Below are 14,291 nucleotides of genomic sequence, written 5' to 3'. Positions count from 1 at the left end.
AATCATTAAACCGTAACGAAAGAGGCCAGCATTGCTGGCCTCTTTTTTGTCACTGTATAAATCGTAAAGAGTTACTTAAGAGAGTTGTGAATCAGGAACTCTTCTTCAACGCCTTTCAATTTCATCTCATCCATAATGAAGTTCACTGTGTTCAACAAGCGTTGTTCACCTTTTTGAATCAGGTAACCGAATTGGCTGTTGGTAAACGGTGTCTCACAACGAGCGGCTTCAAGGCGCTCGTCTGTCACTTGATAGAACAGGCCTTCAGGAGTTTCTGTCACCATTACATCAATTTTACCTTCCGCAACGGCTTGCGGAACGTCTAGGTTGTTCTCGTAAGGTGTAAAGATCGCGTCTTGCAAGTTAGCATCCGCAAGAATCTCGTTAGTCCCGCCGATATTAACGCCAACACGCACAGAAGAAAGGTTCACTTTCTCAATGCTGTTGTATTGTTCCGCTTTGCCTTTCGTAACTAAGAAACGCTTACCAAAGGTCATGTAGCCTTGAGTTTGTTCTGCGTTTAATGACGCTGCAATTTACGTGTGATACCGCTCATCGCGATGTCGTATTTATCGCTGTCGAGGTCAGTTAGCCGATCTTTCCATGTGGTACGGACAATCTGTAATTCAACGCCCAAACTGCTCAGCAATATGCTTGGCTACGTCAATGTCATAACGAGAGTAGGTTTGGCCGTCGAAGTAAGAAAAAGATTTGTAGTCGCCTGTGGTGTCGACACGAAGTGTGCCTGACTTTTGAATGTCCTCTAGCTGGTCAGCTTGTGCTACATCAGAAAGTACCAGAGTAATGGAAGCAAGTAATAGTGATATTTTTTCATTGTAATTGTCTGTTGTGTTTGTGTTGTCATTCAAAGTAACAGAAACAATCAGAGAAAGAGATCAAACCATTGGAAAGGTCGGAGTTGAGAGGCAATCGAGGAGTTAAGAGTGCGATTTAGTAGCTATTTTTAGCTCTAGAAGTATTAAAAAGCGATCTCGCGATCGCTTTATATCTTAAAAATTAATACGTTAAAATGCCAGTAGGTGATGCGGCTTACTTATTAACGAATTCAACTGCGTCACGAACAAGCTTGCCTAGTTCATCCCACTTACCTTCGTCGATAAGGTTAGTTGGAACCATCCAAGTACCGCCACACGCAAGTACAGAAGGGATAGATAGGTATTCATCTACATTCTTCAAGCTTACGCCGCCAGTTGGCATGAATTTAACAGGGTAAACTGCGGTTAGTGCTTTAAGCATACCAGTACCGCCAGAAGGCTCAGCAGGGAAGAACTTCAACGTGCGAAGACCCATTTCCATTGCTTGCTCAACTAGGCTTGGGTTGTTTACACCCGGTACAATCGCAACACCTTTGTCGATACAGTACTGAACAGTACGAGGGTTGAAACCTGGGCTTACGATGAAATCAACGCCTGCTTCGATAGATGCGTCAACTTGCTCGTTAGTCAGTACCGTACCTGAACCGATTAGCATGTCTGGAAATTCTTTACGCATGATGCGAATCGCTTCGATTGCACATTCTGTACGTAGTGTGATTTCTGCACATGGTATACCGTTTTCAACAAGTGCTTTACCTAGAGGGATAGCGTCTTCAGCACGGTTGATAGCGATTATAGGGATTACTTTTAGGCTTGTTAGTTGTTCATTTAATGTAGTCATGAATTCTTTCTCACGTTAATTATGGGCTTGCTTTCAACTAAGCAAACCCTTGATTAATATATAAAGTCCGTAATTATAAAGACAAATCAGGCGTCGCTTTTAGAGGTATGATAGCACCTGGATGCGGAATCACAGTCCCTGCCACAATATGACCGGCTAATGCTGCATCGCTAGCATTACCACCGTTCCAAGCACTTAACTAGGATCTTGAACGGAAAAAGTCACCAGCAGCTGCAGTATCAACAATATTGATTACTGTTGGTGTTGCAACGTATGAGTACGATGGCACTAAACCAAAGAATCTCAAGGGAACTTTCGTGGTCGGTGGGCCGATCTGGTGCATCGTACTTTCAGTGCTAAAGTGTAGTTTAATAATACATATCTAATACGTAATTAGACTTATGCTAGGGCGTGTTGATCTTTCGTGAGTGTTTTTTGAACAGCATGGTAAAGAGTTATAATTTGCTTCGCCAAAAGTAAAACCATAACCAATACCATGCCAAGAACAATGCTAACTGATATTCGCTGGGAACTGCTACTCCAAGTTATGAAAAGTACAGGTCGTATTTACGATAAAACTGAACATCGAATGACATTTGAAGGAATACTTTATCGAATGAGAACAGGTATTCCTTGGCGAGATCTACCCTCTGAGTTCGGAGAGTGGAGTACCGTTTACAGACGATTTAATCTTTGGTCAAAGAAAGGGATTTTAGATAATCTTTTCAAAAGCTTATCTAGCATGGCTGACTTTGAATGGGTATTTCTTGATGGCTCTATAGTTAGAGCGCATCAGCATAGTACAGGTGCAGCTACTGAAAGTTCAGAGCAAATAGGAAAAAGTCGCGGGGGCAACTCAACCAAAATTCACTTAGCTGTAGATAGTGGTGGCCTGCCGATTTGCTTTGATTTATCAGAGGGACAACGCCACGATATAGTGCATGCCGAAAGCTTAGTTGAGCAACTCGATGAAGTTAATACCATCGTTTGTGATAAAGGATATGACAGTGAACCTTTCCGAACTTTTGTTAAGGAACGTGGCGGAGAAACAGTAATTGCTAAACGCAATTACGGACAAGATATAGACAAAGACAGTATGGATTGGTGTCTATACAAGTATCGTCACTTGGTCGAAAATGCCTTTGGGAGAATTAAGAATTATCGAGCTATTTCAAGTAGATATGACAAGCTAGAAAGGAATTATGCCAGCATGTTATCACTGGCATTCATGTTAATGTGGCTACCGATGTATTGTTGAACACGGAATGTACAGCAAAGATCAACACGCCCTAGGCACTTTTAATTCAATTTCAGGCTCTAAGCGAAGCTTACATGTGCAAGTGGCACGTGAAATTGCTCGCGGTATTTTGTCGGGTGATTTGCCTCAGGGCTCGATCATCCCAGGCGAGATGGCTCTGTGTGAGCAATTTGGTATTAGTAGAACGGCATTACGAGAAGCTGTTAAGCTTCTCACTTCCAAAGGGTTGCTAGAATCCCGTCCGAAAATTGGTACTCGAGTCGTTGACCGAGCATACTGGAATGTTTTAGATTCACAGCATATTGAGTGGATGGATGGGCTCACAGGTATCGACCAATTCTGTCATCAATTCTTAGGATTACGCCGGGCTATTGAGCCAGAAACTTGTGCGTTAGCTTCTAAATTTGCAAGTGTTGAGCAACGTGTTGAATTATCGGAAAATTTCCAAAAGATGGTCGATATTTCTAGACAATAACCGTTGGATAAAGAGCGTTGGTTAAACATTAATATGAAGTTCCATAGCCTTATTTTTAGGGCAACAGGGAATGACTTCTACCTACCATTTGGTCACATTTTAACGACCATGTTTAATCACTTTATTGCTCACTCCTCAGAACAGGGCAACACGTGTATCCAAGAACATCGTGCCATTTACGAAGCAATTATGGTTGGTAATAGTGATAAAGCACGCCAGGCGTCAGCAAGCCACCTACAGCGGTTAAACTATCAGTTAACAACAGAGTATTTAGTTTGTAGTTGATGCGTAAGTCGAGTAGCACATGGTTATTTTAAAGCACGCTAAGCGTGCTTTTGTCCCTCAACTTTTCCTATTTGTATAACTTACATTTAAGTTAATCCGTAATAAGAAATAAACCAATGAGAGTCGGTTTAGATCTTTAGATCAATCACCGCACGTTCTAATGAGTCGGTTTGTTCTACCACAGACGTTGCAGAAGCCGCGTTTCTCGACGCTCCCGTTACATTGGCTAATGTTAGCTGCTTAATCGCACTCACGTTTTCAATGACCTCTGATGTGACCTCACTTTGCTCTTTCATTGCATTGGAGACTTCTAAACTGTTATTTAGAATGGTTTCCATGTCTGAGATAACCGATGTTATCCTTGAATGTGCCTTCTCACAAGAGTCGACACTGCTGTTACCTTTTTCACAACAATTTTGAATCGTGTTAACCACCATTTGGGTTTGATCTTGAACACCTTGAATAATCGTTGAGATCTCTTCGGTTGAAAGCTGAGTTCTGCCCGCTAGGGTTCTTACTTCGTCAGCAACCACCGCAAAGCCACGACCTTGTTCGCCAGCGCGTGCCGCTTCTATCGCTGCATTCAGAGCAAGCAGGTTGGTTTGATCTGCAATGCCTTTAATCACTTCTAAAACCGTATTAATTTTCTCGGAATGAACAGAGAGGCGATTCACTTCTTCACTCGCACTGACGAGATCAGTCGAAAGCGTATTGATGGTGTCTCTGGTGAATGCCACGTCGTTCAGGCCATCATTCGCTGTGGCGAAACTGCTTTGTGCATTGGATGAGGCATTTTCACTGTTGGTTGCCACATTTTGAATATTGCTGCCCATCTGGTTTATCGCGGTCGCAATATTTTCGGTTTGTTGCTGCTGTTTGTTTAAAGTACTCTCAACTTCCATTCCATCGTGCTGAAGCTGGTTAGATATGTTGCCTAACTCTTGAATAGAGCCCTGAACTTGGCCGATAAGCTGACGAATATCGGCGAGTACTGTATTAAACGCCCTTGCTATATCGGCTATTTCGTCTGTTCCGCTGTCGTCGGCTCTTACGGTAAAGTCACGTTGCTGCGCGACCAACAACATGGTTGAGTTTAACGAGGCTATTTTCTTCGCGACACGAGATGAAATGCCAAAAGATAGTGCCATCAGTAATGCAGCGACGGTAACAATGGAACCAATAATAAAGGTCGTAATGGTTTGTTGAATTGATTCGACCTGCTGTTCCAAGCGGCTTTCAACGTTGATGAATATAGAGATGATATCTTCAAACAGCATTTTCATTTCTGATTTGAGTTCAGCGACCTTAGCTGGGTTGTGGTCTATGGCATCGACCATTAACGAAAAGTCTTTGTCGTATTGCTTGACTTCAAGTGTCAGCTTTTCTAACTCAGGGACTGCGATATCAGACTCTTTAAGCAAGACAGAGAAACTGCTCATCAGTTGTTGAAAGTGAGAGTACTCTTGAGCAAACACAGGCTTGAATGCTTTCTCGTGGCTTATTAGAAACTCTAATTCGGTTCTATTGAGCTGAAGCATAGAGACTTCGAGCGACTTTACTTTGATCAGCGTTTTTTCAAGTTTGATCAATTTCAGGTTGGCCAGTTCAGTGAATGACACAACAACCAATAACGAAATAATCGACAAGCAAGTAAGGCTGAAAAGGGAGGTTTTAATTTTCATAGGCGGGCACCAAAGCAAAACAATATGACTCAATAACGTATTTGGAATCGTGTTTCTCTTATTTGCGTGTAGATAGCTTACGAGGTCGGTAATTGAGATCTGACTCGCAACGGAAACGTTTGATAACAGTATTTTATTAAATGATTATTAACAAGTTAAATATTCATTATTTTCAATGGCTATTGATGATTGTTTTGTTATTAATGATTATTTAGAGCGTAAAAGGAACCGGAAGAAGAAGGGGACAGAGATGAGGACGATAGATCTTGTTAATGGAGAATTCGGTGCTTACCTGAGATTAAAGAAGGTGAGTACTTGTGCTTTGTCACACGAGCACTCATCCGTTTGTATTTAGCTTTCTGTCGGCATCCAAACTTGTTTAGACGTGATTTTGTGGTCTTTAAAGGTCAGTTCTTCAACCTTGTCTCCGTTAAGGTTCCAGCGCTTTAATTTTCCATTCGCCACTTCGCCTTCATTGAATTTCGCTTGGCTTGCCTTATTGCCGTTAGGGTAATAGCCCGTTACCAGACCATCTTTTTGTCCGTCGCTGTATTCAGCGGTCAGGCTTTGTTCGCCATTTGGATACCATCGAGAAGCAACACCCGATAGTTCGTTGTCTTTATAGTTGAGCTCGGCTTTCTTCTGGCCGTTGGGATACCAGGTTTCTGCTTTGCCTTGTAATTCACCTTTAACGTAATTCACTTTAGAGGCAACTTGGCCGTTCGGATACCAGTTGGTTTCTAAACCAAGTTCTAGGCCGTCGGAAAATTGAGCTTGGGTCGCGACTTGACCATTATCGAACTTCTCTTCAAACTGACCAGTAAAGGGTTTTGAATGGTTTACTTGATAAGCCAAGCCTTTACGCATCTGTAAATAGTCAACAGCATCAGCATCTTCACGTGGTGTGGCTGCATAACTCATAGAAGACATCGTACTAAGAGCAATCAATATAGGGATGTATTTCTTCATAATGACACCTTTTTAATGGACGGGGAAAATGTAATCGGTGTGTTAAAAGCATTCCATTTTCTCGAACTGCTGTCAGTACTTATTACTGGTTTTCAAGTTTTCACTATTGGTGTGTCGTATTGGGGAACTTTCTTTCATTTCCGATTTGATGGTGAAATAGATCAATCGATAAGCTCTTGAACTAAGATTTATACTTATGCAGCAGATTCCAAGGGATATGGCATAAGTGGTGATCTTCAGGGAAGTGGCTTAGGTGATGCTGGTGGATGTCATCACTCGCGACATAATGAGTTAACGGCAATATCTCGAGTGCGATACGGTCGGCGTCGTCACGAGAGGCAACATAGTACTTAGCTTCTTTTAAGTGTGCTGCGTTGGTGCTGTATACGCCTGTGCGGTATTTCTCTCCCACATCGGCACCTTGTTTATTCACGCTGTAAGGGTCGATAATCTCATACAAGTGTTCCATCAAAATCGTTACTGACGTGATACTTGGATCAAATTCAATTTGTACGCACTCTGCATAGCCATCGTAATCGCTTTGTGTCGTCCCGTTTTCGGTTAGCTGGACGTTTCCATTAGCACGACCTGCTTCTGTGCTGATCACGCCGGGCACATACTTGATGAACTCTTGTACACCCCACAAGCATCCGCCTGCTAAATAAATTTGTTCCATATTTCTCTTTGAGCTCTCTGTGTTTGTTGATGTTCGTTCGATGCGTGAATCAATACGATGATACCCGCACGTATAAAAAAGCGTCTATAAAAATGAGCGCACAAATAAAAACAAGCGTTTAGGTATTGTAAACCTGTGCGGCTGAACAAACATAAGTTTAAGATGATTTGTGATTATATAAGTCAGTATTGCTTTGTCATCACCCCTTTATTCATTTCTAGCCGTTCTTCGCGCGAACCAACTTATAGCGATGCGTCTGCAAACCCTGTGAGCGAAGGGGAAACCGAATCACCGACTAAGAGTGCTGACACTAATGATGCGATGGTCAAAGCATCTGACGAATGGTCGCAAGCTGAGCTGTTGATTTGGAATGGCTCGAAACACTATGTACGCCAACAATTAATGGTCGAGATAGAGTGGGGCAACCTCGGCTAAACCAGTTTAGAGGTGCTTGAGTTTGTCGCCAAAAAGTTTGATAAGAAATCACTCGATTTTTCGATTCCTGAAGGGCTTAAATTATTTGAAGAGGTTAGCCGCCGCTCGCGATTGCTCCTGAAAAGGCGCAGTTTGGTTTAGATGCTCTAAGGCCAACGCTGCTCGAGCGTATCTCTGAGGCAAATAACGTGCAGAGAAATCGCCAACGTTTTGAAGCAATGAAAATAGGAACGTCGCTTAAAGGACAGCTGAACAAAGCGGTAAAAGTAGGTAAGAAGGTGGCACCCAGTGCACTGAAAGCCGCGACACCGAAGTTAGCTGAAATGGCGATTAAACAAGTGGTTAAGAAGAAGTAACCTGATTTAGTGGAAGTGGTAATAGCTATGGCAATAACACTAACAATTAAGCTCTGATGAGGCTGAAGGTGAAGTTAACGAAACTCAGTGATTATCAGAGCTTTTTATCTACCATTCATTATTATTGAACCTCTATTACCGCAGAGATTTTTCAACGCTTAGTTAATTCCATGAACTAGTTTAATAGTATATAACCGTCATTCCGCAGCCAATTCTAGATTTTAATGTAAACGCCCCATGAACCCACGAGGCGATGTTGTTAATGTTTGAAGTTCCAAGGTAGGAGCGCATCGATATCAGGCTCAGCTTTCGCTAGCTCTTTCATGCACTTGACCATGTAGTCGTAGAGGATAAGGCCGTTGGCTTTCGCCGTCTCGACGATGCTGTAAAGCATCGCGCTCGCATCAGCACCATTTGGTGTGTTCGAGAAGAGCCAATTTTTTCTGCCAATGACCAGCGGTTTAATGGCGCGTTCAGCACGATTATTATCGATAGATAAATGACCGTCATCGATATAGCGGATAAGTTTCGGCCATTGGCCGAGCGTGTATTTTATCGCCTTGCCCAGCGAGCTAGACGCTAGCACTTGTTGAGTCGTCATCCACTCGTACAGCTCATCCAGTATCGGCTTGGCATGCAGTTGACGTTCTGCTTTTCGTGTTTCGACAGTCGCACCTCTTAAGCGCGATTCTATCCCATAGAGCTTCTGGATTTTGGCTAGCGCTTTATCTGCTTTGCCTGACTTACCTTTACCTTGAAGCTTCTTAGCATCCATGAACTTACGCCGTGCATGTGCCAAGCAACCAACATTGGTTACGTGATGAAGACCATCATAGGCACCATAGCCATCGGTTTGCAGATAACCACTGTAATCCCCCAAGAAGGCAACAGGGCATGCCCTCGCGCGACTGTTTTGATAGTCGTACAAGGCGATATTCTTTACATTCGGCAGTGCAGCGTCGGGCGAGTCTGCGCCCGAGCAGTAGAGCCACATATAACACTGTTTATCTTCTTTGAGGACATTGAGCGGCGTTTCATCTGCCTGAACCACCACTTGTTGGAGTAGATGCTCTTTCAAGGCCGCATACAGCGGTGTGAACTTCTCACTGACTTGGATAACCCACCTTGCCATCGTGGTTCGTGATAGCTCGATACCCGACTGGGTAAACAGCGACTCTTGGCGGTACAGTGGCATTGCGTATTGATATTTGCCAAGGATGATGTTGGCTAGCAAGCTTTCTGTCGCGAAGCTTTTAGGGATGATGCTCTGGGGCGCTGGCTTTTGAACGATGTGGCTTTTGTCTTCAGTTTGCTCGCACTGACGACAAGCATACTTAGGACGAACATATTCCAGCACTTTGAGCACGGCTGGTGAGAACTCAAGTTTCTCACTGCGGTCTTCACCGATTTTATGCAGACTATGTTGGCAGCATGCACACTGTTTTTCATGGTCGTCTAAATCGAGTTCGATAACCTCACGAGGCAAAGTCTTTGGAAGTGGCTTGCGTTTACCACGCTTCTTCGTTGTGGTCGTTGTTACCTCAACCACCTCTCCCTTAGCGGCTTCACATTCCACTTCGTTGAAGAGGTCACCTTGAGATTCATCGTAAGGCTTTAACGCCTCCGAGCGTTTTGCGAACTGGCGGTCGAAAGCAAGTTTGAGTTGCTCAAGCAGAGATTGACGCTCTTGTTTCCATTGGTTTTCTGACGCCATCAGCGCTTTCACCATCGCTTGTAGCTTGGCAACATCTTGGCTTTCTGGGTTGATATCTGGCGTCTTTTTCATGGCATTGATTATACTAAAATCATACCATTTACGCTTGGTAGATAAGGCTTTATTATCGATTAAGTCATTGTAAAATCGTTTATTTGAACGGGTTTATGGCCGATAATCGTGAAGCCAGAAAGCAGTCTATCAAGCTCGAATTGAGTCAGGGTAAACACTTCATTTTTCTCTTTTGTAGGCCATTTATACTTGGCTTTTTCAAGACGTTTATACCAAAGCGCAAAGCCAGTTTTATCCCAGTACAGCACTTTGATTTTGTCGCGCTGTTTATTGGTGAACAGGAACAGTGCGCCACTTCCCAAGGGTAAATCGGTGTCACTTTCGATAATCGCCGCGAGGCCATTGATGGACTTTCTAAAATCGACACTCTCACGATACAGATAAATCTCTGGTGCGCTGAGCATATGTTTCATGACAAGGCTCCAATGAGTTCTGCCAGGTAGGTAGCGGGCGTGCCTTGAGGAATGCTCAACTCCACATCATTGATGAGAAGTGTCATGTTAGCGGTGGCTATTTGAGCTTGATATTTCGTTGTCTTTTCGACGATCTCTGCCCGTACAAAGCCTTGAGAGACATCTGCTTTTTTGAGTTGCTGGCGCTTAGCGTAAAACGTCGAGGGGTTGAGTTCATTTAGCTTACAAAATGCAAGCGTTGACAATGAACTCGATTCAGATTGCTCGATGAGCGTTTGCCATTCTTGATTAGTGTGTCGTTTTCCCATTTCAAATCTCCTTATGGTTGGAGACTTGATCTTATTCTTCGCGCTAGGCGATTAGAATGCGGGGTTTATGACGCGCTTACATTTTAATTAGTGTGATCCCACGATCATTTATCAATAATGATTGCAGTTGAGACTTGACGCAGATCCCCCGTTTTGATCTATTACTTTTATTTGCCGGTAACTTGCGATGTCTGCTCCTCAACCTGTCATAAAACGCTTAGATCATCTTGGATTAATCGCTGCATTCTGTCATGAGATTGATTTACCCGGGCTTATCGACCGCATAATTCCTAAGTATTCAGAGCATAATGTCTCACACGGTGATGCCGTTCTAGCCATGATTTTGAACGGTTTGGGCTTCCATAGTCGAACATTGCATATGTTTTCTGACTTTTTCGAGACAAAGCCAATATCAAAGCTGCTTGCTAAAAACATAGAAGCGCACCACTTAACTGATGATGTTCTTGGGCGCACATTAGATGCTTTATTTGAAGCTGATGTATCTATTTTATATCAAGTTATTGCAGAGCATACCGTTGAAAAATTGGGCCTCAAGACAGAGTCTGTCCACCTTGATATAACGAGTTTCCATGTTGATGGTGAATATGCTCAATCAGCAGAGGATGACATTAATTCTATTCAACTCGTCAAAGGTTATAGTCGAGATCACCGACCTGAATTGAATCAGGTTGTCCTTGAATTAATTTGTGAAAATCAAGCAGGGCTCCCTGTTTATATGCAGGCTCTCAGTGGAAACACGAACGATGCAAAAGCATTTGCAGAGGTCACTAAGCGCCATATTCACTGTCTTAAAGCCGCGCAAAATAGTCGTTACTTTATTGCTGATGCAGCTTTATACACGTCAGACAGTATTTGCTCACTTGATGAACAAAAGCAGAAGTTCATTACACGCGTCCCAATGACCATTAAAATGGCCAAACAAGCTCTACTGGCATTATCGCCAGCGCAATTAGAGCCTATCGGTAATGGTTATTCGGGGCACTGGATTGAATCTGATTATGGCAACGTGAAGCAGCGATGGTTGTTAGTGAACAGCGAGCAAGCGACAAAGCGAGAAGAAGCCACTTTTTATAAAAATTTGGATAAAAATCTGACCAAAGAGCTTAAATCTCTAGCTCAATTAGCTAAGAAACAATTTGCCTGTGCGACTGATGCACAAAAGGCTATGAGTGAATTTCAGAGTCAATGCCAACTGTTGAGTTTCGAGCAAAGTGAGATACGGCAAGTGCCCGAGTTTGCTGGCCGAGGGCGCCCTAAAAAAGATGAGGTTCCAACTGGATACCACTACAAAATTGAAGCAAATCCGTTCACTGATTTAGAAAAAGTAAAACTCGCGAAGCTTAAAGTTGGTATGTTCATTCTTGCGACCAATGATACTGAAAGTACCGATCTCGATATGGCTGCGTTACTGGAACACTACAAGTCACAACAGAAAGTCGAGCGAGGTTTTCGCTTCCTTAAAAGCCCTGAGTTTTTAACATCATCTATCTTCTTAAAAAAACCACAACGCATCGAAGCTTTACTCATGATAATGACCTTAAGCCTAATGGTTTATGCTGGACTCGAGCATAAGATACGTGAAGAGTTGGCTGTTACTGAAGAATTTTTTCCAAGCATGGTTAAGAACAAAACCACATCTAAGCCAACTGCTCGCTGGGTGTTTTTAAAATTTGAAGGGGTCGATACACTTGAGTTCGGCGAACAATGGTTTATCACCGGCATTCAAGACCATCAGAGGAGATTGCTTCAATTGCTAGGTAAGCTATATGAAGCAATTTATTCCTAAATGAGGTGCGGAATGTCGGATATAAAATGATGGTCTTCACAGTTTATATAACACGCTATCGTACTTAATTGTCATTCTAAATATTGATCACATTTATACTTTCTTTCGCTGTATTTATAAAATAATTGCACTATATTTAAATTCCGGATCACCTTGATTTCAACGAAGGGATATATTGTGAACATGTATCTGAAATGGCAATCAACAACATGGCTAACCTTGTTAGCTTGGTACACCTTAGATCACCAGCTCTCGTTCCACCTTTCTTCAGAGTAGTACCCTCTAGGCGTCACGCGCCAGCAGAGCTCTTGAGCTTTGTCCAGTCCTGTTAATTTTGTCTTTAAGGAATGTCGTTTTTCATGCGTTCGCTCTATGTGGTTTGGTGCATGCAGTTCTTATCTCTAGTCATTATTAATTGGATTCCAATCAATACATCATTGATTAAATAATCTATTTCTAACTATTAATTTTTTTCGTAATTATCACGAGAGTGATCGTGCGTGAAACTAAATTAATGGTGATGACTCGTGACATCTAAAATAATGAATTCAGATTTTTCGCTTTAAGGCTGAATTTGTTGAAAGGGACTATTATGGAAAACTTCAAACATCTACCAGAACCGTTTCGTATTCGCGTTGTAGAGCCAGTAAAAAGAACAACTCGCGCCTATCGTGAACAAGCCATTGTCGAAGCGGGTATGAACCCATTTTTGCTCGACAGTGATGATGTGTTCATCGATTTGCTGACCGACAGCGGTACCGGTTCAATCACTCAACGTATGCAAGCTGCGATGTTGATGGGTGATGAAGCCTACAGTGGTAGCCGCAGCTACTATGCATTGTCGAATGCGGTGAAAGATATCTTCGGCTATGAGCTGACCATTCCTACTCACCAAGGGCGTGGAGCAGAGCAGATTTACATTCCTGTTCTGATTAAGAAGCGCGAAATGGAAAAAGGACTCGATCGCAGCAAAATGGTCGCTTTGTCGAACTACTTCTTCGATACCACGCAAGGCCACACTCAAGTGAATTGCTGTGTCGCGAAAAACGTTTATACCAAAGAAGCGTTTGATACCTCAGTGAATGCGGACTTCAAAGGCAACTTCGATGTGGTGAAACTGGAAGAAGCGATCTTAGAAGCAGGGGCGGCTAATGTTCCTTATATTGTGAGCACCATTACCTGTAACTCAGCTGGTGGACAACCTGTCTCTATTGCCAACCTTAAAGCCGTGTATGAAATCGCACAGAAGTACGATATCCCAGTAATTATGGATTCTGCACGCTACGCTGAAAATGCTTACTTCATTCAGCAGCGTGAAGTCGGTTATCAAGATTGGACAATCGAACAGATCACACGCGAATCTTACAAATACGCGGATGGTTTAGCGATGTCTGCTAAGAAGGATGCGATGGTACAGATGGGCGGCTTACTTTGCTTTAAAGATGCGTCATTCATGGATGTGTACACAGAATGTCGAACCTTGTGTGTCGTTCAAGAGGGTTTCCCAACTTATGGTGGGTTAGAAGGCGGCGCGATGGAGCGTTTGGCGGTTGGCCTTTATGACGGCATGCGTCAAGATTGGTTGGAGTACCGTGTAGGTCAGGTTCAATACCTTGTTGATGGTTTAGAAGCCATAGGTATCGTGTGTCAGCAAGCGGGCGGTCATGCTGCGTTTGTCGATGCGGGTAAATTGCTTCCTCATATTTCAGCGGATCAATTCCCCGCACATGCTTTGGCGTGTGAACTATACAAAGTGGCAGGTATCAGAGCGGTTGAGATTGGTTCTTTACTTCAAGGTCGAGACCCAGCAACGGGTGATCAGCATCCATGCCCTGCAGAGCTATTGCGCTTAACCATTCCACGCGCGACGTACACACAAACACACATGGATTTCATTATTGAAGCGTTCGAGAAAGTAAAAGAGAACGCGAGTAAGGTGAAAGGGCTCGATTTTGTCTACGAACCGCCAGTGCTTAGGCATTTCACCGCTCGTTTGAAAGAGGTGGAAGCCTATGAGCATCAACCAGACAAAAAGAGCGAACCAAGGATCGAAGAAGCATTTTAAAATAATAAAATAGACGAATAGTCATCAGAACCATAATTAAAGGCTCCTCTTGGAGCCTTTTCTTTTCTGAAGCGGGTGCTGGAACAGTGAAGCCGTTAT

General features: G+C 43.1%; 10 protein-coding genes and 5 pseudogenes. 6 read left to right on the top strand and 9 right to left on the bottom strand.

Going from position 1 to position 14,291, the window contains the following annotated elements:
- Window positions 1-71: 71 nt before the first annotated feature.
- From ACMAZD_RS10270 to ACMAZD_RS10260, 3 genes and pseudogenes are all read right to left on the bottom strand, one after another.
- Window positions 72-869 (bottom strand): annotated as a pseudogene (locus tag ACMAZD_RS10270) (transporter substrate-binding domain-containing protein).
- Window positions 870-1,050: 181 nt separating this feature from the next.
- Complete coding sequence (locus ACMAZD_RS10265; RefSeq protein WP_435247153.1) at window positions 1,051-1,677, bottom strand: bifunctional 4-hydroxy-2-oxoglutarate aldolase/2-dehydro-3-deoxy-phosphogluconate aldolase; 627 nt, start codon at window positions 1,675-1,677, stop codon at window positions 1,051-1,053.
- A gap of 73 nt (window positions 1,678-1,750) precedes the next feature.
- A pseudogene (locus tag ACMAZD_RS10260) lies at window positions 1,751-1,960 on the bottom strand (sugar kinase); the annotation flags it as partial.
- A 213-nt stretch (window positions 1,961-2,173) separates the two neighbouring features.
- Here ACMAZD_RS10260 and ACMAZD_RS10255 point away from each other — a divergent pair.
- Window positions 2,174-2,935, top strand: a complete 762-nt coding sequence (locus ACMAZD_RS10255; RefSeq protein ID WP_435247152.1) for an IS5 family transposase — start codon at window positions 2,174-2,176, stop codon at window positions 2,933-2,935.
- Between the two features lie 7 nt (window positions 2,936-2,942).
- A pseudogene (locus ACMAZD_RS10250) lies at window positions 2,943-3,695 on the top strand (FadR/GntR family transcriptional regulator).
- A gap of 128 nt (window positions 3,696-3,823) precedes the next feature.
- On the opposite strand, the gene ACMAZD_RS10245 reads toward ACMAZD_RS10250, so the two are convergent.
- The 3 genes from ACMAZD_RS10245 to ACMAZD_RS10235 all read right to left on the bottom strand — a co-directional run bounded on the left by ACMAZD_RS10245 (window position 3,824) and on the right by ACMAZD_RS10235 (window position 7,022).
- Window positions 3,824-5,377 (bottom strand): methyl-accepting chemotaxis protein, encoded by a 1,554-nt coding sequence (locus tag ACMAZD_RS10245; RefSeq protein ID WP_435247151.1) that lies wholly within the window; start codon window positions 5,375-5,377, stop codon window positions 3,824-3,826.
- A 351-nt stretch (window positions 5,378-5,728) separates the two neighbouring features.
- On the bottom strand, window positions 5,729-6,346 hold the full coding sequence (locus ACMAZD_RS10240) for a toxin-antitoxin system YwqK family antitoxin (RefSeq protein ID WP_435247150.1): 618 nt from the start codon (window positions 6,344-6,346) through the stop codon (window positions 5,729-5,731).
- Window positions 6,347-6,527: 181 nt separating this feature from the next.
- Window positions 6,528-7,022 (bottom strand): peptide-methionine (S)-S-oxide reductase, encoded by a 495-nt coding sequence (locus tag ACMAZD_RS10235; protein WP_435247149.1) that lies wholly within the window; start codon window positions 7,020-7,022, stop codon window positions 6,528-6,530.
- A gap of 204 nt (window positions 7,023-7,226) precedes the next feature.
- Between ACMAZD_RS10235 and ACMAZD_RS10230 the strand changes: the two are divergent.
- Together ACMAZD_RS10230 and ACMAZD_RS10225 are read left to right on the top strand one after the other, a co-directional pair.
- A pseudogene (locus ACMAZD_RS10230) lies at window positions 7,227-7,580 on the top strand (GTPase family protein); the annotation flags it as partial.
- A pseudogene (locus ACMAZD_RS10225) lies at window positions 7,559-7,813 on the top strand (GTPase family protein); the annotation flags it as partial. The pseudogenes ACMAZD_RS10230 and ACMAZD_RS10225, both read left to right, overlap by 22 nt.
- Window positions 7,814-8,072: 259 nt before the next feature.
- Here ACMAZD_RS10225 and tnpC read toward each other — a convergent pair.
- From tnpC to tnpA, 3 genes are read right to left on the bottom strand one after another with little or no spacing between them, the layout of a single operon-like run.
- Window positions 8,073-9,599, bottom strand: a complete 1,527-nt coding sequence (gene tnpC, locus ACMAZD_RS10220) for an IS66 family transposase (RefSeq protein WP_435247148.1) — start codon at window positions 9,597-9,599, stop codon at window positions 8,073-8,075.
- A gap of 59 nt (window positions 9,600-9,658) precedes the next feature.
- Window positions 9,659-10,012, bottom strand: coding sequence for an IS66 family insertion sequence element accessory protein TnpB (gene tnpB / locus ACMAZD_RS10215; RefSeq protein WP_016785808.1), 354 nt, complete (start codon window positions 10,010-10,012; stop codon window positions 9,659-9,661).
- Entirely contained in the window at window positions 10,009-10,320 is a 312-nt protein-coding gene (gene tnpA, locus ACMAZD_RS10210; protein WP_016767112.1) for an IS66 family insertion sequence element accessory protein TnpA, read from the bottom strand. The genes tnpB and tnpA overlap by 4 nt, the downstream gene beginning before the upstream one ends.
- Window positions 10,321-10,507: 187 nt before the next feature.
- On the opposite strand from tnpA, the gene ACMAZD_RS10205 reads away from it, so the two are divergent.
- Window positions 10,508-12,127: an IS1634 family transposase gene (locus ACMAZD_RS10205; RefSeq protein ID WP_435247103.1), complete on the top strand. Its 1,620-nt coding sequence runs from the start codon at window positions 10,508-10,510 to the stop codon at window positions 12,125-12,127.
- 592 nt (window positions 12,128-12,719) lie between these two features.
- The gene (gene tnaA, locus ACMAZD_RS10200) at window positions 12,720-14,192 is read left to right on the top strand and encodes a tryptophanase (protein WP_435247147.1); all 1,473 of its coding nucleotides are present in this window, start codon (window positions 12,720-12,722) and stop codon (window positions 14,190-14,192) included.
- Window positions 14,193-14,291: the final 99 nt, after the last annotated feature.

The sequence above is a fragment of the Vibrio sp. nBUS_14 genome (assembly GCF_051201655.1).
Taxonomy (GTDB): domain Bacteria; phylum Pseudomonadota; class Gammaproteobacteria; order Enterobacterales; family Vibrionaceae; genus Vibrio.
The sequence above is the reverse complement of the archived record's forward strand: the minus strand, read 5'-3'. Positions and strand labels throughout refer to the sequence as shown.

Coding starts and splice junctions, on each gene's coding strand:
- ACMAZD_RS10265 (WP_435247153.1), bottom strand. CDS start 1,677: ATGACTACATTAAATGAACAACTAACAAGCCTAAAAGTAATCCCTATA.
- ACMAZD_RS10255 (WP_435247152.1), top strand. CDS start 2,174: ATGCCAAGAACAATGCTAACTGATATTCGCTGGGAACTGCTACTCCAA.
- ACMAZD_RS10245 (WP_435247151.1), bottom strand. CDS start 5,377: ATGAAAATTAAAACCTCCCTTTTCAGCCTTACTTGCTTGTCGATTATT.
- ACMAZD_RS10240 (WP_435247150.1), bottom strand. CDS start 6,346: ATGAAGAAATACATCCCTATATTGATTGCTCTTAGTACGATGTCTTCT.
- ACMAZD_RS10235 (WP_435247149.1), bottom strand. CDS start 7,022: ATGGAACAAATTTATTTAGCAGGCGGATGCTTGTGGGGTGTACAAGAG.
- tnpC (WP_435247148.1), bottom strand. CDS start 9,599: ATGAAAAAGACGCCAGATATCAACCCAGAAAGCCAAGATGTTGCCAAG.
- tnpB (WP_016785808.1), bottom strand. CDS start 10,012: ATGAAACATATGCTCAGCGCACCAGAGATTTATCTGTATCGTGAGAGT.
- tnpA (WP_016767112.1), bottom strand. CDS start 10,320: ATGGGAAAACGACACACTAATCAAGAATGGCAAACGCTCATCGAGCAA.
- ACMAZD_RS10205 (WP_435247103.1), top strand. CDS start 10,508: ATGTCTGCTCCTCAACCTGTCATAAAACGCTTAGATCATCTTGGATTA.
- tnaA (WP_435247147.1), top strand. CDS start 12,720: ATGGAAAACTTCAAACATCTACCAGAACCGTTTCGTATTCGCGTTGTA.